At 64.0% G+C, this 19,658-nt stretch carries 21 protein-coding genes and 4 pseudogenes; 12 read left to right on the forward strand and 13 right to left on the reverse strand.

The genetic code is table 11. The annotated features are described in order from the left end of the window. Nucleotides 1-2 precede the first annotated feature (2 nt). From DL519_RS09600 to DL519_RS09610, 3 genes are read right to left on the reverse strand one after another with little or no spacing between them, the layout of a single operon-like run. A complete protein-coding gene (locus DL519_RS09600) occupies nt 3-926 on the reverse strand; it encodes an ABC transporter permease (protein WP_190814069.1) in 924 nt (307 codons plus the stop codon). Continuing rightward, a complete protein-coding gene (locus DL519_RS09605; protein ID WP_190814072.1) occupies nt 923-2,032 on the reverse strand; it encodes an ABC transporter permease in 1,110 nt (369 codons plus the stop codon). Before DL519_RS09605 ends, DL519_RS09600 begins: the two co-directional genes overlap by 4 nt. A gap of 20 nt (nt 2,033-2,052) precedes the next feature. Continuing rightward, complete coding sequence (locus tag DL519_RS09610; RefSeq protein ID WP_190814074.1) at nt 2,053-3,066, reverse strand: BMP family protein; 1,014 nt, start codon at nt 3,064-3,066, stop codon at nt 2,053-2,055. 223 nt (nt 3,067-3,289) lie between these two features. On the opposite strand from DL519_RS09610, the pseudogene DL519_RS49795 reads away from it, so the two are divergent. After that, nucleotides 3,290-3,609: pseudogene (locus DL519_RS49795) on the forward strand (IS30 family transposase); the annotation flags it as partial. A gap of 269 nt (nt 3,610-3,878) precedes the next feature. Beyond that, nucleotides 3,879-4,024, forward strand: a pseudogene (locus DL519_RS09615) (IS3 family transposase); the annotation flags it as partial. Nucleotides 4,025-4,180: 156 nt separating this feature from the next. Here the strand turns inward: DL519_RS09615 and DL519_RS09620 are convergent. Genes DL519_RS09620 through DL519_RS09635 form a run of 4 tightly spaced genes read right to left on the reverse strand, consistent with a single transcriptional unit; the run spans nt 4,181 to nt 6,632 of the window. Then, on the reverse strand, nt 4,181-5,380 hold the full coding sequence (locus DL519_RS09620) for an alpha/beta hydrolase (RefSeq protein WP_190814076.1): 1,200 nt from the start codon (nt 5,378-5,380) through the stop codon (nt 4,181-4,183). Nucleotides 5,381-5,406: 26 nt separating this feature from the next. Next, nucleotides 5,407-5,763: an ABC transporter substrate-binding protein gene (locus tag DL519_RS09625; protein ID WP_190814078.1), complete on the reverse strand. Its 357-nt coding sequence runs from the start codon at nt 5,761-5,763 to the stop codon at nt 5,407-5,409. Between the two features lie 4 nt (nt 5,764-5,767). After that, the gene (locus DL519_RS09630) at nt 5,768-6,001 is read right to left on the reverse strand and encodes a hypothetical protein (protein ID WP_190814080.1); all 234 of its coding nucleotides are present in this window, start codon (nt 5,999-6,001) and stop codon (nt 5,768-5,770) included. Then, the gene (locus DL519_RS09635; RefSeq protein ID WP_190814082.1) at nt 5,991-6,632 is read right to left on the reverse strand and encodes an isochorismatase family cysteine hydrolase; all 642 of its coding nucleotides are present in this window, start codon (nt 6,630-6,632) and stop codon (nt 5,991-5,993) included. Before DL519_RS09635 ends, DL519_RS09630 begins: the two co-directional genes overlap by 11 nt. A 219-nt stretch (nt 6,633-6,851) precedes the next feature. Here DL519_RS09635 and DL519_RS09640 point away from each other — a divergent pair, with 219 nt between their 5' ends. The 5 genes from DL519_RS09640 (at nt 6,852) to DL519_RS09660 (ending at nt 10,353) form a co-directional block, all read left to right on the forward strand. Next, the gene (locus tag DL519_RS09640) at nt 6,852-7,067 is read left to right on the forward strand and encodes a hypothetical protein (protein WP_223838647.1); all 216 of its coding nucleotides are present in this window, start codon (nt 6,852-6,854) and stop codon (nt 7,065-7,067) included. Between the two features lie 312 nt (nt 7,068-7,379). Then, nucleotides 7,380-8,081: a FadR/GntR family transcriptional regulator gene (locus tag DL519_RS09645; protein ID WP_190814084.1), complete on the forward strand. Its 702-nt coding sequence runs from the start codon at nt 7,380-7,382 to the stop codon at nt 8,079-8,081. A 38-nt stretch (nt 8,082-8,119) separates the two neighbouring features. After that, nucleotides 8,120-9,358, forward strand: coding sequence for an alpha-hydroxy acid oxidase (locus tag DL519_RS09650; protein WP_190814087.1), 1,239 nt, complete (start codon nt 8,120-8,122; stop codon nt 9,356-9,358). A 132-nt stretch (nt 9,359-9,490) separates the two neighbouring features. Beyond that, nucleotides 9,491-9,721: a hypothetical protein gene (locus DL519_RS09655; protein ID WP_190814089.1), complete on the forward strand. Its 231-nt coding sequence runs from the start codon at nt 9,491-9,493 to the stop codon at nt 9,719-9,721. 173 nt (nt 9,722-9,894) lie between these two features. After that, nucleotides 9,895-10,353 (forward strand): transposase, encoded by a 459-nt coding sequence (locus tag DL519_RS09660; protein ID WP_190814091.1) that lies wholly within the window; start codon nt 9,895-9,897, stop codon nt 10,351-10,353. A gap of 57 nt (nt 10,354-10,410) precedes the next feature. Here the strand turns inward: DL519_RS09660 and DL519_RS09665 are convergent. The 6 genes and pseudogenes from DL519_RS09665 to DL519_RS09690 form a co-directional block, all read right to left on the reverse strand. Further along, nucleotides 10,411-10,932 (reverse strand): annotated as a pseudogene (locus DL519_RS09665) (ISL3 family transposase); the annotation flags it as partial. Nucleotides 10,933-10,976: 44 nt separating this feature from the next. Beyond that, the gene (locus DL519_RS09670) at nt 10,977-12,017 is read right to left on the reverse strand and encodes an IS630 family transposase (RefSeq protein WP_190814093.1); all 1,041 of its coding nucleotides are present in this window, start codon (nt 12,015-12,017) and stop codon (nt 10,977-10,979) included. 215 nt (nt 12,018-12,232) lie between these two features. After that, a complete protein-coding gene (locus tag DL519_RS09675; protein ID WP_190814095.1) occupies nt 12,233-12,628 on the reverse strand; it encodes a RidA family protein in 396 nt (131 codons plus the stop codon). A 90-nt stretch (nt 12,629-12,718) separates the two neighbouring features. Then, nucleotides 12,719-13,228 carry an NADPH-dependent FMN reductase gene (locus tag DL519_RS09680; RefSeq protein ID WP_190814097.1) on the reverse strand — a complete coding sequence of 170 codons (510 nt, stop codon included), beginning with the start codon at nt 13,226-13,228 and terminating at the stop codon, nt 12,719-12,721. 224 nt (nt 13,229-13,452) lie between these two features. Further along, nucleotides 13,453-14,553 carry an LLM class flavin-dependent oxidoreductase gene (locus DL519_RS09685; RefSeq protein WP_190814099.1) on the reverse strand — a complete coding sequence of 367 codons (1,101 nt, stop codon included), beginning with the start codon at nt 14,551-14,553 and terminating at the stop codon, nt 13,453-13,455. Nucleotides 14,554-14,653: 100 nt separating this feature from the next. After that, nucleotides 14,654-15,178, reverse strand: coding sequence for a flavin reductase family protein (locus tag DL519_RS09690; protein WP_190814101.1), 525 nt, complete (start codon nt 15,176-15,178; stop codon nt 14,654-14,656). A 358-nt stretch (nt 15,179-15,536) separates the two neighbouring features. On the opposite strand from DL519_RS09690, the gene DL519_RS09695 reads away from it, so the two are divergent. The 5 genes and pseudogenes from DL519_RS09695 to DL519_RS09715 all read left to right on the forward strand — a co-directional run bounded on the left by DL519_RS09695 (nt 15,537) and on the right by DL519_RS09715 (nt 19,512). Beyond that, complete coding sequence (locus DL519_RS09695) at nt 15,537-16,847, forward strand: carboxylesterase family protein (protein ID WP_190814104.1); 1,311 nt, start codon at nt 15,537-15,539, stop codon at nt 16,845-16,847. A 173-nt stretch (nt 16,848-17,020) separates the two neighbouring features. Beyond that, complete coding sequence (locus tag DL519_RS09700; protein WP_190814106.1) at nt 17,021-17,548, forward strand: NADPH-dependent FMN reductase; 528 nt, start codon at nt 17,021-17,023, stop codon at nt 17,546-17,548. A 55-nt stretch (nt 17,549-17,603) separates the two neighbouring features. Further along, nucleotides 17,604-17,930, forward strand: a complete 327-nt coding sequence (locus tag DL519_RS49800; RefSeq protein ID WP_397544939.1) for a heterodisulfide reductase-related iron-sulfur binding cluster — start codon at nt 17,604-17,606, stop codon at nt 17,928-17,930. A 9-nt stretch (nt 17,931-17,939) separates the two neighbouring features. Then, on the forward strand, nt 17,940-18,134 hold the full coding sequence (locus DL519_RS49380) for a hypothetical protein (protein ID WP_190814108.1): 195 nt from the start codon (nt 17,940-17,942) through the stop codon (nt 18,132-18,134). Between the two features lie 96 nt (nt 18,135-18,230). Beyond that, nucleotides 18,231-19,512, forward strand: a pseudogene (locus DL519_RS09715) (IS1380 family transposase). The last annotated feature ends 146 nt before the right edge of the window (nt 19,513-19,658 follow it).

Here is a 19,658-nt window from a genome sequence, read left to right on the forward strand (position 1 = left end):
CCCTACCCCCTGAGCTCGCGATGGAAAGGAACGCCCAAGGCGCCAGGCGCCCGATGACTGACGAACAGGCACAGGGCCACCATCGCCAGTACGTATGGAAACATGCCCAAGATCTCGGGGGGCACGTCCATGCCACGGGCGTTCATCCACAGCTGCAATGCGTCGGCCGTACCGAACATCAACGTGGCGAATAGCACACTGAGTGGCCGCCAGCCACCGACGACGATGGCCGCCAGTGCGATGAATCCCCTGCCTCCCGACACGCCAGCAGTGAACGAGCTGAGGATACCCAGCGTCAGCATCGCGCCGCCGAGCCCAGCTAGGAGCCCGCTGACAAGCACGGCTCCATTGCGGGTCGTCGAGACCGGGATGCCTCGCGTCTCGGCAACCCGCGGAGCCTCGCCCACTGAGGACAGTCGCATGCCGGAGTGGCTCTTCGTCAGGTAGTACGCTAGGAACGCGGCCACGCCGTAGGCGATATAGACGAGGATATTCTGAGCAAAGAGCGCCTGCCCGATCACGGGGATGTCGGAAAGTAGCGGAATCTCGAGGCGAGGTAGGCTGGGTGCCCGCTGGTAGGGCGTCCCGGTCTTGCCGAGGATCACGTCGTTGAAGAAGGTCGTGGCACCGCTCGCCAAGGTGATCAGGCCGATCGCGGCGGTCACCTGGTTGATGCGCAGCCGAATCGAGAGTTCGGCGAACCCCCAGGCCAAGAGCATTCCACCGATTCCTCCGGCGATGGCTCCGATGTAGGCATTGGTATCTCGGGCCACTATGACAGCGAGGAACGCGCCGACGAGCATGTAGCCCTCCAGCGCGAGAGCGAACACGCCCGCTCGTTCCGAGAGCAGGCCTCCCATGGCTGCGAGGAGAAGCGGCGTCGTCAACGCAATCGCAGAGACAAGGATCGTGCTGACGTCATTCATGACGAGCGCTCCCCTTCTCGTGTGCTGGTCGACACGACATCCGCGTCGCCCCGCGAGACCGCCGCGCGGGTGGGTCGCTCACGAGACCTCTGATGTCGTTTCATGACCGCGCGGATGTCCGGTGCGCGAGCAACCAGGAGGAACATCACGATCACCGCTCCCTGCATTAGGTCCACGATCGCGGCGGGCACTCCGAGGTTCAATTGAGCTTCGAACGCCCCAGTCTGCAGTGCTCCAAATCCCACCGCCGCGACGAGGCATCCGAGGGCCGATCCTCCGCCGATGAGGCCAACCACGATTCCGATGTACCAGTTGTCGATCAGACCCTCCTGCAAGCGATACTTCTCGCCCTGCAGGACCATCGCGCCCGCTATCCCTGACAGGGCACCGCTGACGAGGAACGCTTGCAGCTTGATGGAACGGACGTTGAAGCCGGCGTAGCGCGCCGCCTCGGGATTCATCCCGACACTGCTGAGCTTGAAGCCCCACCTGGTGTATCGCAGCAGGAAGCCGATCAGGAGGACGCATCCGACAGCGACGACGATGCCCGCGCTCGCTCGACTTCCGGGCATGATGATCGGCAGGCGAGCCGAGTGCGGAAGGACGACGCTCTCCGGCAAATCAGCGTTGGCGTCTTTCAGCGGACCGCGCAGGAGATACGCGACCAACGCAACGCCAATGAAGTTCATCATCAGCGTCGTCACCAGTTCATTCGCACCGCGCTGCATCTTCATCAATGCCGGAATCAGCGCCCACAGGGCTCCGCCGACAGCTCCACCGAGAAGGCACGCCGGTAGGTGCAGCGCCGTCGGGAGACTGACGGAGGTTGCCACCAGGAGCGAGCCGACTGTGCCGAGCAGAAACTGTCCCTGCATTCCGATGTTGATGACGTGTCCGCGCAGCCCGAATGCGAAACTCAAACCGAGCATCGTCAGGACCGCCGCAGAATTCATCGTCGAACCGAGGGCGTAGGTGGTCCCTACCGCCCCTGAGACGATGGTCGCCAGGGTTGACCAGGGTGAGACACCCACGGTCAACGCGGCGAGAGCACTCGTCAAGAGCGCGAGCACCGCGGCGACCACCGCCCGGGGCGGCGAGATTCGCAACAGATCCATGCCGAATGTCCTCAGTTAGCGGTGGCGGCTGCGACGTCAGCGTTGATCTTGCTGACCTTGTCGTTGGGGAGCAATCCGCGGAAGTCCGCGAGAGAGAAGACGTCCTGCTTGTAGCCCTCGGAGACGACCTCAGGCGCCAGCGATCCGTCGTGATAGCGCTGGAAGGTCCGCACCATCATGCCAACGAAGTCGAACTTCAGGGAGGTAATCACGGTCTTCGGGGCCATCTCGTTCTCGTCCACCCCGAAGCCGATCGCATACGCACCGGCGTTCTCGGCCGCCTTGAAGAGGCCCGGTTGCCCATCATTGGTAACACCGAAGATGACGTCGGCACCCTTGTCGAGGGCGGCAGTCGCCTGCTGGGTGGCCTTGATCGGATCGCCGGTAGGAATGCCGGTGTAGGAGATATCGACGGTGGCGCTCGGGTTCACCTTCTTGACTCCGGCGGCGTAGCCATCCATCAATTCCTTGATCGGCGCAATAGAGTCGTCGGCTCCGATTCCGGCGACGTGGTTCGTCTTGCTCGCCACGCCCGCAGCCAGGCCCGCGAGATAGCCGGCATCCTTGTAGTCATTCGTCACTGCAGAGACGTTGGGTGCCTGGGACTTGTAGCCGCCCACAACCACGAAGTCCGTGTCGGGGAACTCGGGGCCCACTTCGAGCGCTGCTGCCTGACCTGTGATGTCGTTGGCGATCACCAGGTTGTAGCCGCGCGATGCGTAGTTGCGGAAGGTGTCTGCCCATGTCTCGGGTTTGATGTCGCCCGCTACATCGACCTTGGCTCCGAACTTCTTGGCGATCTCATCGCCGCCCGCCTGGGTCATTCGGCCGAGGCCGGAGTCCTTGAGTCCGACGCTCGTCAAGATCGCGACCTTGGGAGCGCCTTTGGCTGCACCGTCGGACGAGTTCCCGGAGTCGCTCCCGCACGCCGCCAGCGTGAGCCCGGCCAACACAAGGCTGGTGACAACTGCCGCCACGCGGCGCGGAGTGGAGCTCCCTCGACGAGCACACAACTTGAATTTCACAGCGCCTCCTGAGGCAAGACATGAACACCTTGCGATGAACGTATGGTGCGAAGACGTCACGGACGTTACGAATATTTTGCGATCGTCGTTGTTTTGTCAATACCCATTTTGTCAATACCCCGAAGGGGACTGATCGACCAGTGGAACGCCGGGACCTGCGTGCCGTGCCTCCCGACCACGCGCTCGGACGCTCCGCGGCACCACCCAGATGGCCACGATGTCCGAACAGCTGCGCCGCTCGCTGACCTGCGACCGCGGCAAGGAGCTCGCTCAGCACGTCAGCTCGAGATCGACACCGGCATCGCGGTCTACTTCGCCGACCCGCACAGCCCCTGGCAGCGCGGCAGCAACGAGACACCCACGGGCTGCTGCGCCAGTACTTCCCCAAGGACAACCGACCTGTCCCGCTGGGCCGCTGAGAACATCACGGCCGGTCGCTGCGACTCTCAACGGTAGATTCCGCAAAGACACTTGGGACGGAAGACACCCGCCGAGGCACTCGACGACCAACTAGCCTCGCTCCAACAGACCGGTGTTGCATCCACCGGTCGAGTCAGGTCAGTTCACTTCCTCTGGGCCTTCGGTGAGCGGGTCCGCTCCGCTGAGCGCTGTCCTCCTTAGGCACGGTCGGGGACGGCCTGGACAACGCGATGAGGGAGAGTTTCTGGTCCTCGGAGCCTGTTGCGTTTTCGGCGAAAACGACTGAACCGAAGTACCAAATCAGTCTCGATCGCCGCCGTTTGTCCGCCAGTGGCCATCTCAGCCGTGATCGATCGATCACGGTCCGTGGTGGGCGTAATTTTGCAACAGGCTCCTCGATGCAGATCGAGCCCCTGAACCGCCGCAAATGGAAGACCACGTCGAGCTTGCGAGCGCGATCTTCGAGTACATCGAGATCTTCCACAACCGCCAGCGCCGCCACTCAGCGCTCGGCTCCAGGGCCCAGATCGAGTACGAGCGCCTCACCCGCAGACACCGTTCCCGCCTGAAGACTCAACACCGCGAGTGGAAACCAGGCCGTAGGGCAGGTCAAACTGTCACCGGTTCGTGCAGCAGTCCCGCCCTCCCACCGACGCCACGCCACTCTCGTTCATTTGAGCCGGTCTCGTCGCGCCTATTCCTGTCCAAGCAGATCAAGGGCAGCGTCCAACAGCACACCTTCGACTAGGTGCTCCATCACCCCGAAATGAGAGACATTCGGTACAAGCAGGGATGCGACCTCCCCGACATGTGACGCCCACTGCATCTTGAGCTGCTCCGTCTGAACGTGAAATTCACTGGATTCCTGTGCGCCCACGGCCACGATGGCTCGAAGGTTAGCCGGCGGCGCCAGGAACATCGGACTCAATCCTCGGAAACCGTTTGCCCGTTGGAGTCCCAGCGTGGAGGCCACCGGCATGAGAAGCAGAGGAGTCAGATCATAGAGGCCACTGACTCCAAGAAAGCCACCCAAGAACTTTTCTTCCGGCTTTCCTCGGACGCCTGCGCACATCATTGCGGCTAGATGCGCGCCTGCCGAGTGCCCAATGACCACAGCTCCGCTGTCGCGATATCCGAGGTCGTGCGCGTTCGCATACAGCCACGAACACGCCTCATCAACCTGCGCCACGATATCCGCAAGGCCGACGTCGGGACAGAGACTGTAGTTGAGAACAGCGACCGCGAAACCGCTGTCGAGGATTCCCTTGGTGAAGTGCCCATTGTCGGCCTTGTCCATCATCTGGAAATAGCCACCGTGCAGGAAGATGGCCAAGGGCCGCGGCTCAGGGGTGCGTGGCAGGTAGAGGTCAAGGACGGCGTTCTTATCCGCTCCATAGCGAAGATCGGCTCGAACGTCGTGACTTGCGATGTGTTCGAGGCCACGCCTTCGCCAGGAAGCGAGAATGTCTGGCACCCCGGATTCCCAAAGAATCGGTGAATACTGCCATCCGAGCTCGTTCTCGTCGAAACCAGCAAAGATTGGCCCTCGAGCTGAATTTCTCTCGCCGATTCTGCCCCGTCCGGTCAGTTCGGCAATGCCCCCCGGGCCGTCTCCGCTCGGCTCGACGCGGAGCAAGGGGATGTTTCCGGCAAAGTGTTGGCGCCACATGCGTTCGACTTGGGCAGCTTCAGGCACGCGCCCGCCCGGATACCTGAGATCAGCATCGACGAATTCGATGTCGCCCACCGAGGCGTCAACAATAGCGTCCTGCAGGCAGCGAAAAACCATCTCGAGCGCGTCGTCAGGCTCTGCGTGCGAGATATCGGCGGTCACGCCGAAAGCGACCGAGTCCCCAACCCGACGGACGAACGGCGTGCTATTCACGATACTCATCGAGTCCCCTCCTTCGATGCTGCCAGTCATCCGCAGGCAGGCTGGTTCGGGTCGAGCGATTCAGGTGTGGAGACGAACGAGTTCTTCGATCCGTCCCTCTTTACGATTGTCATCGGCTGGCTGACGTGATGGGAATCGGTCATCGTCATCACGTCCGTGGGACCGTCGTAGCTCTGACCGACCAGGGCCTCTGCGACCTCATCCGCCGCCGTCGTGCCGGCCTTCTCTGCTGCTGCCTTGTACATGAACAGCCAGTTGTAGCCGCCAACGCTCTCCCCGGAACCTGGCAGGGCGTCGCTGCCGTACTCAGCTCCGAAGACAGTAAGGAACTTCTCGGCGGCATCGGTCGGAATAGCTGACGAGTACGGCAGCGACGTCAGCACGCCCTTACCCGGCGCCGAGGGCCATGATCTCCACATCGGAGGCAACCGGGCTCATGATCGTGACCGAGGCCTCTCCGCCGGCCTTCGTGATCAGCTCCTCAGCGATCGCTTGCGCCCGCTGAGGACCGACATAGTCCGCGCCGTGCAGCAGCGCCTTCTCTTGAGACTTATCCTGCGACTTTCCATTGTTAGCCTCTGGCGCAGACAGGCGGTCGTAATAAATTGCGTCAAGCACCATCGGAAAGCAGCCCGTAGAACTCATCCGACCGAATGACGGCGGCCGTTGACTGGGCTAAAACAACGAGAGTCGCCTGGTGCACTTGCGCAGCGGACATCGCGCCGAAGCCCAGGTCTGGGTGGTCGTAGGTGGCTGTGGCGTCGGAGACAACTGCAGTCCGATAGTTTCGGAACATGGCGTCGCGCGCTGTGGCATGTACGCAGTCCTCGGTGGTGACGCCTGTGACGACGACGTGCGTCACTCCCATGCCGCGAAGAATCAGGTCCAGATCCGTGGCATGGAAGGCGCTATACCTGTGTTTCCGAATGAGCCGCTCGTTCGGCAACTTGTCGACGTCGGCGTAGATTTCCGCCCCGGGGGTTCCGTCGATGAGTGCGGAGCGCGCTTCGATAGGCGGGTAAAGGTCTGCGTAAAGACCCATGTCGGCGCCATCTTCCCCGTGCACATGCGCCGTAAAGATGACCGGGATCTGCCGTTCCCGAGAGAAGCGAATCATCTCGTTGAGAGTCGGAATCATCTCTCGCCCAGCACGCGTTTCCAGAGGAGCGCCGGGCGCGAGGAAGTCGTGCTGCATGTCGATGACCAGTAGCGCCGTGCGAGTGGGGTCCAGCGTGTCGATCTGATATCCCATTTGTAACTCCTCCTAGGAACGAGCATTACAACTATCACGCTTGTGCGACGGTCGTCAAGGATCCAACCTCTACCTTACGCTCGAGCGCAGCGCCCTCGCCCAGCTGTTCCTACCCGTCTTCGGCCGGTCAGCACCATGCACACGAGCAGAAGACTCGGATCGTGCTGAGGTGTTGGCCGGGGATATGACGATCGCTGAGGCTGCTTGGCGGGAGAAGGTGTGTCCGAACAGTCGATCGGGCGATGGAAGGCCGACTTCCTCGAGGCCGGGAAGACCGCGTTGACGGCCGGCCGGTCCGGGTCGTCGACGCGGGAGCAGCAACTCGAGGCCGAGGTCGAGGACCTGACCCAGGCGCTGGGCGAGGCCGCAGTCGAACTGCGGGCGTGGAAGGAGTGCGCGGAGGGCAGGTTGGTCCCTTCGAGGACCTCGAGGTAATCCGGATCGAGTCCGGGATGTCGACCGCGAGGTGGTGCGAGAAGTTCGACCTCCCGGAACGGACCCGGCGCCGCTGGCAGGCCAAGACCACGTCCGGCGGCCAGGCGAAGGGACCGTGGCCACGCCCGGCGCGTGACGCAGCACGGGAGCGGATCCTCCAGTACGCCGACGAGCACCCGGCGTGGGGCACCGCAAGATCTGGGCGATGGTCCGCCACGACGGCCATGTCGCCAGTGAGTGCTCACCCAATGTGGTCTGACCACATGGTACGGTGTGGTCAGACCGCACATCCGCGTACCGAGGAGAGCTCCCATGGCCGAGACCCCACGCGCCTGGCGGACCGTGCTCGACCACCTCGAGCGCGAGCTCGGCGAGGGTCGTCTCGGGCCCGGCGACCGACTCCCCGGCGAGCGTGATCTCGCCGCCCGACTCGGCGTCGGTCGCTCCAGCGTGCGCGAAGCGGTCCGGGTGCTCGACGTCATGGGCGTGGTCCGCACGGCCACCGGGTCCGGTCCGTCGTCCGGCGCGATCATCGTGGCGCGCCCCGGTGCCGGGATGTCCACGATGCTCCGGCTCCAGACCGCCGCCCAGGCGTTCGGGGTCGACGACGTCGTCGCCACCCGCGTCGCGATCGAGACCGCCGTCGTCGGGACGCTCGCGTCGTCGTCCGATGAGGTCAGGAGCCTCGAGTCCTCCCGTGAGCTGCTTGCCCGCATGGAGGACAACCTGCTCACCCCTGCGGAGTTCCTCGCCCTCGACGCACGCTTCCACCTCACCCTCGCCGAGGCCACCGGCAACCAGGTGATGCTCGCCGTTATGGGCGGTCTGCGCACCGCCATCGAGGCCTATGTCCAGCAGGGCATCACCCGGATCGACGACTGGTCGGCCACCGTCGCCCGGCTGCGCGCCGAGCACGCGGCCCTCCTCGACGCCGTCACCGCCGGTCACGCCGACCTGGCCCGCACCTGCGTCAGGGACCACATCCACGGCTACTTCGCCCAGCTCCGCCCCTGATCCCGACACATCGCCACCAGCCTCGAGAGGACCCGACCATGGTCGCCCGCCAGTTCCCGAAGCCCGCCGAGATCTTCGAGCTGCTGAAATTCAGGAAGCCCGAGCTCAACCCCCGCACGCGGCGGCTCGCCAAGGCGCTCACGATCGACGACCTTCGCCTCATCGCCAAGCGTCGTACGCCGCGGGCCGCGTTCGACTACACCGACGGCGCCGCCGAGGGCGAGCTGTCGATCATCCGCGCCCGCCAGGCTTTCCAGGACGTCGAGTTCCACCCCGACGTCCTGCGCCCGGCCATCGACGTCGACACCTCCACCCAGATCCTCGGCGGTCATAGCGCCCTGCCGTTCGGCATCGCGCCGACCGGCTTCACCCGCCTGATGCAGACCGAGGGCGAGATCGCCGGTGCCGGCGCGGCCGGCGCGGCCGACATCCCGTTCACCCTGTCGACCCTGGGCACCACCTCGATCGAGGACGTCAAGGCCGCGAACCCCGACGGTCGCAACTGGTTCCAGCTCTACGTCATGCGCAACCGCGAGACGTCGTACGAGCTGACCCGCCGGGCCGCCGCCGCGGGCTACGACACGCTGTTTTTCACCGTCGACACCCCCGTCGCCGGTGCGCGGCTGCGCGACAAGCGCAACGGCTTCTCGATCCCGCCCCAGATCACGCTGCGCACCGTCTTCGACGCCGCGATCCGGCCGTGGTGGTGGATCGACTTCATCACCACGCCGAAGCTGGAGTTCGCCTCGCTCTCCTCAACCGGCGGCACGGTCGGCCAGCTGCTCGACTCCGCGATGGACCCGACGATCAGCTACGAGGACCTCGAGGTGATCCGCGGGATCTTCCCCGGCAAGATCGTGGTCAAGGGCGTGCAGAACGTCGCCGACGCTAAGCGCCTCGTCGACCACGGCGTGGACGGCATCGTGCTCTCCAACCACGGCGGCCGCCAGCTGGACCGGGCACCCGTGCCGTTCCACCTGCTGCCGGAGGTCGTCCGCGAGCTCGGCCGGGACACCACGATCATGGTCGACACCGGCATCATGAACGGTGCCGACATCGTCGCCTCCGTCGCCCTCGGCGCCGACTTCGCCCTGATCGGCCGGGCCTACCTCTACGGCCTCATGGCCGGTGGCCGCCCCGGGGTCGACCGCACGATCGCGATCCTGCGCGACGAGATCGAGCGCACCATGAAGCTGCTCGGCGTCTCCTCCCTCGCCGAGCTCGAGCCGCGCCACGTCAACCAGCTCGTCCGGCTCGTGCCGGGTCCCCTCGGCTGACCGGCCCAGCAACACAGGGCTCCGGGTCATCCCGAAGCCCTGTGTCGTGTCATGTCCCGCCGAGCCGACCGCCTCCGCCGCTGCGAAGATGAGGGCGTCGTCGACGCCGAGTTGTGCGGAGGAGCAGGTGGGGTGAAGCACGAGGCTTGGGATCTTGTGGTGAGCCGGCAAGAGATCCAGGACTTTCTCGGCCACGAATGCCACAGCGTCTTGGACCTGAACGCCCGGGATATCGTGCAGCAGCTTCGTGAAACCCTCGGTGCAGCTCGTCGCGTCGCTGATGACCCGGAAGTGCCCAGCTCGCCTCACCACTCGAAGCACTCGGGTACGCATCTCGTCATACCCGCGCGAGAATCCCTTTGACGACCAAGGCGTACCGCAGCACAAGGAGTCGATCTCCTCCGGCACGGCCAAGCGGAGCCCGACGCGCTCACAGAGACGCTCCAGGCTGACCTGCACGCCGTCGCCGACGGCGCCGAACATCGATCCGACACAAGCCGGGAGGTAGAGCGCGTCCGCATCCTCGACGGTGGGTCGTGCACGCCGTTGTCCGCCCGCTGGCAGATCCGGGGCCCAGCGCGGGACGACCTCGGCTGGCCCGCAACCTGAAGACGATCTACACCGCCACCGATGCCACCGCTGCCGAGGCCGCGTTGGATGCGTTCGCCGAGGCCTGGGAGCAGCGCTACCCGGCGATCGTGCGGCTCTGGCGCACCCACTGGTCAGAGTTCGTGCCGTTCTTGGCGTTCCCACCGGAAGTGAGGCGGGTGATCTACACGACGAATCTGATCGAGTCGCTCAACTCCCGGCTCCGCAGAGTCGTCCGCAACCGGGGCCAATTCCCCTCAGAGCAGGCCGTTCTCAAGGTGTTGTATCACGCGGTCCGCAACCTCGAGGACTACCGCTCGCCGAACGTAGGAATCCGCAGCTCAGGCTGGAGGAATGCGCTCCAAGCGTTCACGATGCACTTCGAGGGGCGGATCCCCACCCCATGAAACCGCCACCGTCACTTACACAGACGGCCGGACACACCCCCTGTAAATGGGGCTCTTCCCCGAGGAACTCCCACGGAGGTGTTCGAGCCGGCCGTTGATCGCCTCAGCCGGTCCGTTGCTGGTGCCGGGTTGGTCGAACTAGGCCAGCACGTCGGCGGCTCGCTTGGTCAGGGTGCAGCCCGTTTTGGTGACCTCGACCAGGGGCTTCGGGACGCAGTGGCTCATAGAGTCGATCACCTTGACCATCAGCTCGCGGCTTCTTCTTGTCGGGGTGACGGTAGGCGGCGATCATCCGCTAGTAGATGCCCCAGATCGCTTCGACCTCGACGTGGGCGTCGTCGGTGAACAACCATCGAGGCGAGCGCACTGTTTGTCGGTGAGCAGGCCCGTGCCAGTCGACAGTGTACGTCGCGCGGAGTAAAGTCGGTCGCCGTTGCGGCCGCGATGACCGTGGATCGCTGGCTGGACACGGCGTCGGCACTCATCCAGGGCCTCGCCCGCCAGCCGCGTGACGTGGATGGGATCCATCACGGTCACCACATCGGGGAGTTCCTCGACGGCCGTGGTCTTGAACCCGGTGTCGTGGAGGCTCGGTTATTGATCCGGGTGGCAAATGTGTGATGTTAGGCGGCGTAGCGAACTTCGGGTTTGCCGAAGTAGGAGCGAACTCGGTCGGGCAGCTTCTGGAGCCGGTGGAGGAAGGAGCGGACCGCTTGTTTCAACTCGTCGCGGGTTTTCGGGGCTGTGCTGGTGGACATGGTGCGTTTGAGGTCGGCACCCCGGATCTCGTCGGGGTTGAGTTCGGGGCTGTATCCCGGCAGGAAGTGCATCTCGATCGCCTCAGCGTGCTTGGTGATCCATTGCTGGATGGTCTTGCGGCGGTGGGCGGGGTGTCCGTCGACGATCAGGTGGACCTTGCGGTCCAGATGGCGGGTCAGCCGGTCCAGGAACGGCAGGAACACCTTGCCGTTGAACGAGCCGGTGTAGACGGTGAAGTACAGCTCGCCTTTGTTCCCGATCGCGCACATGGCGTTCACGCTGAATCGTTTGCCCGTTTTGCCCACCGCCGGTGTCTGGCCCGCCGGTGCCCAGGTGCGGGCTACGGTGGCGTCGGAGCGGATCCCGGTCTGGTCCAGCCACAGGATCAGTGCGCCCTCGCGGCGGGCGCGGGCGGCGATGGCCGGGTAGTCCTCCTCCAGCCATCGGCGTACGGACTCGGGGTCCTGTTCGTAGGCCTTGCGGATCGGTTTCTGCGGCGACAATCCCCAGGAACGCAGGTAGTTGCCGACGGTGCGCAGGTTCAACACGATGCCGTGGCGCACCCGGATCAGCTCGGCCACTGTCTTGCGGGTCCACACCAGGCCGGCCAGCCCGAACGTGGCCGGGGTGTGCTCGGCCACCGCATACCGCAGCTTGCGCTGCCGGCGGGCACTCAACGCTTTCTGCTCGCCGGACTTGCGACCCCGGCGACGCCCGGTGAGACCCTTCGAGCCACGTTTCCGCCACGCCTGCACCCATCTGGACACCGACTGCGGGGCCACCGCGAACACCCGGGCCGCCTCGACCTGACTCATCCCACCATGAACAGCAGCGACCACCCTGCGCCGCAAATCCTCCTGCGCCTCAGGCGACAACCTCCGCGCGTCCCGCACACCAGCGATCATGCCAGAACAACGAAGATCACACCTATAAGTTCCCGATCAATAGTTGGTTCCGACCTCGGTGAGGACTGGGTTCTCAGGGTAGTGCGCGGCGGGCTGGGATGCCCAGTGGTTGGTCTCGGGCAACCCAAGCCCACGCCTGCTGAACTGAATGAACCGGTCACAAGGACTGACCGATTCTGTTGGGGCGGTCCCGTAGCGTGAACCATCGAAAGGAACTATGCGACGACGGCGGTCGCCTCGATCTCAATGAGGCACTCCGGGTAGATCAATGCTGCAACTTGAATACCGGTACTCGCCACCTTGTGGTCGCCAAAGAAGCGCCGGCGCACCTCCCAGTACTTCCGCGACACCTCAACGTCGAGTGGTACGGCGAAATAGGTGACCAGCTTCACCACATCAGTGAAGGAAGCGCCTTCCGCCGCCAGGATATCGCGGATCTTCTCGAAAATGATCGCGGCCTGAGCGATCACGTCGTCCGGGGCCTGAACGATGCCGTCAGCCGTGTCCGCGATCTGCCCGGCCAGATAGATCGTGTTGCCGGCTCGCAACGACGCGGCGATCGGACGATCTGCTTCAACGGTCCCGCTACGGTCCTGCTCAACATCTTCCACGCCTATTCTCCGATTCGTATCATTCTTTTTCATTCGATGTCGATACACCTCTCGAACGGCGGGTCAGCATCCATGTCCATGCGCGTTTCATTAGGGATCAATGCGCTGTTCCATGCTGGTCAGCCTTTGCAGAGCGGGTCCCCAACGGTCCACAAACTTGGCGATCGCTTGGTCGTCCTCGTATGTCCTGTCAGACAGATATAGGCCTGGAGTCGGGCAAGTAGCACCCAACTCCACGAGCAGGGGCTTGAGGTGCAACTCCGGGGCCATGGCGTGAGCCGGCCCAGCACCGAGCATCAGCGGAACTGTCACACAGCCCCTGAGGCTCTCTCTGCCGGCGAACTGGTCGAGAAACACCTTGAGAAGGCCTGAGTAGGTCGCCTTGAAGGTCGGACTGGCGACGATCAGTAGGTCTGCCTCCGACGTCTCTTGAACGGCCCTCTGTACGGCAGGATCCCCCCAAATCATGATACCCGGTCCCAAGTCCACAAGGTCGATCACCTGCGGCATCTGCCCGGTGATTGCCTCGACAAGCATGGTTGCGGCGTGAGCGGTGCGGGACTGGGGCTTGGGGTTGCCAACGACTGCGATTGTCTTCATGTCCTTACAACTTTTCTAGGGTCGACGAAGTGGCCGGCAGGTTGAACGCAAGCGAAGTGTCACGGATAGCCGGAGGTGCCGGCGGTGCCACTGCGAGCTCCTCGCCCGTGCGGGATCAGTTCGGCCTGCTGATCCCCCCACGGGTCAGTGAGTTTCGCCCCTCACCGACAGTGCTGGACGCGGCGGTCAAAGGAACCGCCGGGTCCAGGACCAGTGCCATCGGATCAGAGGCCGTGGCCAACGTTCGCTTGCACCCCGTATTGCTCCATTTGGGGGAAAGTCCGCAGTGCGAGCTTCTGGAGGTGATCGACGTAATCTGGAACCACAACCATGATCCCGTCTAGTTCTCCACGGATGACCGTGTCGGCAATGCGTTGTGCGAGGTTGTCGTAGGAACCTACGAGGACGCCCGGCAGAACGGAGCGGTAGTTCTCACCTCCGAGAGTGGCGAGGGAGGAGGCGCTCAGGTCCTTGAACCCCTTCTCGTTCGCCTTGTAGCCACCCGCCAGGTCGGCGAGGCCGTCAAGGTCCACTCCGGACTCGATCCAGTCCATGAGTTCCTTGGCTTCGGTGTCGGTTTCTCCCGGAACGATCGTCATTAGACCGTAGGTCTTGAAGTCTGGTTTGCCGAGTTCGCGAGCGATCTCTTTACTCGCCTTGGCCGACTCGATGAACTTCTCGTCGTCGCCGCAAACCATGAAAGCCACGTCACAGTTCTGAGCCGCAAAGCGGAATCCACGTGGGGACGCACCTGCGTTGACCAGCCTCGGGCGCCGACTGGGCTTCGGGTCCAAGAGTGCGTCGTAGAGATGGAAGTGCTCGCCGTCGTGGTCCACTGATTCTTCAGCCCACAAGCGCTTGACGACGTCGATCCACTCGTCTGCGAAGTCGTACCTCTGGTCATGGTCGAGATCGTCCCGCCAGAGACCAAGGGTGTCCATCATTGTTTTCTGGCCGCCGGTCACGACGTTGAAGCCGACCCGCCCCGGTCCGATCTCGTCGAAGGAAGCAAACATCTTCGCGATAACCGCGGGCGGAAAGACGGTGATGTGCGCCGTACCCCAGACCTGAATCCGATCGGTTGCCTGAAGTAACGCTCCGGTTGCCGCCAGCGAGTCGACTGTCTCGCGCCAGTATCCGGACGCGCCCTTGGTGCCCCGCCAGTTCTGCGGACTCAGCACGAAGTCGTAGCCAAATAGCTCTGCTCCCTTCACCACGTGCAGAGAGTGTGCGAAACTGCCCGGGTTGTACAACGTGTTCTCCGAGTGGAACCACGCTCTCTTGACGGTCGGCACGAAGACGCCGACCTCGATCAACTTATTCATCAAATACCCTTTCAGGATCTTGCTGGGCCGCTGTCGGAGGAACAAAGGTGGAGTCGCGGGGAACTGCCGGCGGAGATCGGAGTAGAGGCCAAGAGTCTCCTCATCCCACCAGGTCCCGATACTGTCCTTGGAAGAACAACAGTGGGGACAAGTTCTCGTGGCACGCTGCTGCACCCATGTCGCAAACGCGTCCGATCACCACGAAATGGTCTCCTGCTTCGTGTTCGGCATCGAGTTCGCAGTCGAGCCAGGTGAGCGCTCCGTCAAGGATCGGCGTCTCCTGACAACTGAATTGCCAACTGACCCCACTCCACTTGTCCGGGCCCGATCGAGCGAACTGGTCCGACACGGCGCGTTGGTCTTGTGACAGGACATTGATAGCAAAGCGGCCGGTTTCTCGGATGCGTGGATAGCTTCGAGACGTCCTCATCACACTGAAGGAGACGAGGGGCGGCTCTAGGGACACGCTGTAGAACGACTGACATGTGAAGCCGATCGGCTCGTGGCCGTCATGCGACGAAATCACAGTCACACCGGACGCATAGTTGCCCAGGATCTCGCGGAAGGCGATGGGTTCGACGGCTGTGCGACTCGTCCTTTTCCTGATGCTGATCGGATCAGTCATTGCTGAACAATCTCCTTGAATCTGCTTCGGAGAGAGCAACGAGGCCGAGCCGATCGCCTAGGCGGTCAGACCCGAGAGCTATCGGTGGACGCGACCTCATTCACTGTGTCGGACAATCGATGACACGGTGTCGTCGTCCACCCGCACACGCACAAACAGGCGAGGGACGCGGTCCACCGCGTCAACACAGCGCCAAGCGTTTTTTGTGCTCGGTAATCCCTCGCCGAGATTATTTGTTCCCGACTGAGGATGGTGAATCAAGGGCACGTTAGCACCGCGGAGCGCGCTTGGCTAGGTGTTCGACGACAATTCTTCGACTGCGCGGGACCCGTCGCGCGAGGGTCCGAGATCAGTTCGGATGGCGCGCAATCTTTACGACCGTCTTGTCAGCGACATATCATGTCGGTCATGCGGTCGGCATGATGGGAGTTCTGGAATGTCCAACGTCACGACATACCGTGGCCTTCGGTACGCAGAGGCGAGCAGGTTCGAGCCTTCGCGTGCGGTCGGCTTGGGAGGCCTCGACCGGGGCCGTGCACGCGGACCGGTGCCACCGCAGAATCCGTCGCGGCTTGAGATGGTCCTGGGTCCGCAGGCGCCACTCGACCAATCTGAGGACTGTCTCGTTCTCAGTGTGTCGACGCCCGACCTCAACGGGAGTCGCCCCGTCCTGATGTGGTTCCACGGCGGCGCGAACCTCACCGGCGGCGGCGAGCTGCCGTGGTATGACGGGACTCTCTTCGCCGAGGAGCAGGATGTGGTGGTCGTGGTCGTGACGGCCCGACTGGGCCTCTTCGGCTTCCTGCGACTCGAAGGTGCCGACGGTCCGTCGTTGGCGACCGGGGATCAATTGAACGCGATCCAGTGGGTCGAACAGAATGTCGGCCGCTTCGGTGGCGATCCGGGCAACGTCACCATCGCCGGTCAGTCCGCTGGGGCGACAGCAGTGGAAGCGATGTTGCGGTGGGGGGTGCCCAGCGGCGTGCGCGGAGCCATCCTTCAGAGCGGCTACCGGCTGTGCGAACCTGCTACAGCCGCCGATGCCTCCTTGAGGACCGAACAGTTCCTTGATTTTGCCGGCCGCGATCCGATCGACCTGTCGACGGCCGAACTACTTGATCTGCAGTGGCGGTTCGCCGAGGTTTCGCCGGCCATCTGGACACCGGTGAAGCCGGACGTCGAGTCTCCGATCAACACGGCGGTCGTCGCTGGTTGGACGCGCGACGATGGGTTGCCGTTCGCCATGCTTGCTGAGGGTGCCAGCGATCCTGCTGTCAGGGCGCAGAAGGCCGATGCCTCGCGCGCGTTCACTGAAGAGTGGTTCACGCAGGGTTCTCGGCGCATCGTGGCTGATGCGCGTGGGGCTGGATGCGGCGGCTGGCTCTACGAATTCATCCACGAGGAACCCACGTCGGGTTGGGGTGCTCCGCACTGCGCGGAACTGCCGTATCTCTTCGGCGACGAGGAAGCGTGGCGGTATGCACCAATGCTCCGGGGGGCGAACTGGGACGAGCTGCGAGTCCGGGGCCGCGAGATGCGGCGGGAGTGGGCTAGCTTCATGCGCCATCAGGATCCGGGGGACCGATGGACGTCGATGGTGGCGACCACGTCGAGTGCGGTGAACCGCTGCTACTTCGAGCAGTCGGGGATATCGGTCTCGGCGTCATAGTGTCCCGCTCGAGCAATGATCGTCAGCTCGGCGCCGTGCGAGGAGTTCTTCGGTTGCCTGGAAGCCGAGACATAAGGCCTGGGTCTCGCGATGCGCCGGGTTGGGCGCATCGCCCGAGCAACCGACAATCGTTCGGGGGCGCGTTGTGCGCGTACACCCAAGAGAGGATCGAGATGACATTTCGCGTCTCCATCGTGATCGGAAATCCCAAGCCCCGTTCGCGAACGAGGACCGTCGCCGAACACCTGGTCAGACATCTGTTCGCCGATGGCGACTATGAGACTCATGTCGTTGATCTCGTCGACTACGGCGCTGACCTGCTCACGTGGCCGAACGAGAAGGTGTACGTGGTGAATGCGAAGGTAGCGAACTCCGACGTCGCAGTCTTCGCGTCTCCCACCTACAAGGCGACCTATACAGGGCTTCTCAAAGCCTTTCTCGATCGGTATCCGGCCGATGGCTTAGCTGGGGTGACCGCGATTCCTGTCATGACGGGAGCCGGCCTGGCACATGCCCTCGGACCCACGGTGAACCTCGCTCCTCTCCTCGCAGAGCTGGGCGCGCTGATACCGGGGCGCGGGATGTACTTCGACATTCAGCGGATGGATCGGATCGACGAACTCGTCGCCGCTGAGGCGAAGCGGTTCAGTGCCAATCTCTCCCGGTTGGGTCACGTGGCACGGCACGTCGCGGCACCATGAGCATCGCGCGGTCGGACCGGACGGCGAAGAGCGGGCGCCCTTGCGGGTCGCGCTGATGATCACCTGCATCAACGACGCGATGTTCCCCAACACCGGGGCCGCCGTCGTACGGCTGCTGCGGCGGCTCGGCGTCGAGGTGGACTTTCCGGACGCACAGACCTGCTGCGGGCAGCCGATCTGGCCGAGGTACTTGCCGCGACCGAGACCCCCTCGAGCGGAGCGACCGAGATCCCGCCCGGCACGACCCATGAGCGGAAGGCGGGCCGCGGATGAGCGCGACGTTCATCGGCATGCCGTCGTTCCCCGAAGCCGCCCGGACGGCACTGGCCGACGCCCAGTTGCGCCACAACCTCGCGCACGCCACGCGCACCATCCGCGGTAAGCGGGCGAGATGGTCGGCGAGGTCGAGAACTGGGAGGAACTCCGGTTGGCTGGAGCCGCGGTCAAGGAGCGGGCGCTGCTCGGGTTGGCCGACCACCTCGAACGGCTGGAGCGTGAGCTGATAGCCCACGGAGCCACCGTGCACTGGGCCCGTGACGCTAAGCCTCGATCCACCGAGGAATTGTTCTTGAATAGCAACGTTTAATGAGCGAAAGTGCCCTCTGACCTGCGATGATCAGAGTTGCTGAAACACTGATGTCGCGCTGAAACACTGATGTCGCATGGATTGAAGGCACTTTCGGTGAGATTGTCGCACAGGTGGTCGCGGGCGGCGGCGCGGTTCGATGATGCCAATCTGGTGTCGCGTGCGGGGCTGGTGCCGGTGATGGCGCTGGCCGAGCAGGCCGGGTTATCTGACCTGGTCAGCGACGACGTGATCCGCCACGGTCGGATGAAGCGCCTGTTCAACGGGGTGTATGCGCCGTCGACGCTGGGCTCGTTCCTGCGGGCCTTCACCCATGGCCACACCCTGCGGCTAGCCTCGGCGGCCCGCCGGTTGTTGATCAATCTCGCCGAACGGACACCGATACTGGACGCCTCGGATCAGCTGACCTTTGTGGACATTGATTCGCTGCTGCGTCGGGTGTACGGCAAGAAGAAACAGGGCGCGCGGTTCGGGCACACCAAGGTCGGTGGCTATCCGGTGCGGCTGCGGGGACTGTCGCCGCTGGTGGCCGCCCTGTCCACGCCGCATCGCGGCGCCGGTGATCGCCGCGATGCGGCTACGGTCCGGGTCCGCGGGCTCGGGTCGGGGCGCGGCCGGTCTGCTGACCCAGGCCCTGACCACGGCCCGGGCGGCCGGGGCCACGGGGAGGCTGTGGGTGCGGGCGGATTCGGCCTACTACGCCGGTGCGGTGGTCACCGCCGCCTGCAAGGCCGGGGCCTGGTTCTCCATCACCGTGGTCAACAACGCGGCGATCCGGGCCGCGATCGCCACTATCGACGAGGGCGCCTGGACCCCGGTTGAGTATCCCGAAGCCGTCCAGGACCCCGACACCGGCGAATGGATCTCTGATGCCGAGGTCGCCGAAACCACCTACACCGCCTTCGCCGGCACCAAACACGAGATCACCGCACGGTTGATCGTCAGGCGCGTAAAAGATAAAAACCATGCTGACGCTCTGTTTCCGGTGTGGCGTCACCACGCGTTCCTCACCAACACCACACTGTCCACGGTGGATGCTGATGTGACACACCGGCAGCACGCGATCACCGAAACCACCTTCGCCGACCTCATCGACGGCCCCCTGGCCCACCTCCTCTCCGGGTGTTTCAACGCCAACGCCGCCTGGGCCATATGTGCCGCGATCACCCATAACCTGCTGCGCGCCGCCGGCGCACTCACCAGCCGACTCCACGCCAAAGCCCGAGGATCCACCCTCCGCCGACACCTCGTCAGCGTCCCCGCCCGGCTGGCCCGCCCCCAAGGCAAACCCCTCCTGCACTTGCCCGCCCACTGGCCCTGGGCCGAGCACTTCACCATCCTGCACACCGCCGTGTCATCACCGCCAACAGCAGCCTGACCAGTACCAACACCGCCCACACGGGCCCGACCGGAGACCTTGATCAGTGGAACAGGCTGGGCAGACCAGCGGGCAACGCACGCCTCCCCACATCTGACAAGATCAACATCGCCAACATCATCTCCAACAGCCATCGGTGGATCGAG

Origin of the sequence: Saccharopolyspora pogona (genome assembly GCF_014697215.1) — a bacterium.
GTDB lineage: Bacteria > Actinomycetota > Actinomycetes > Mycobacteriales > Pseudonocardiaceae > Saccharopolyspora > Saccharopolyspora hattusasensis.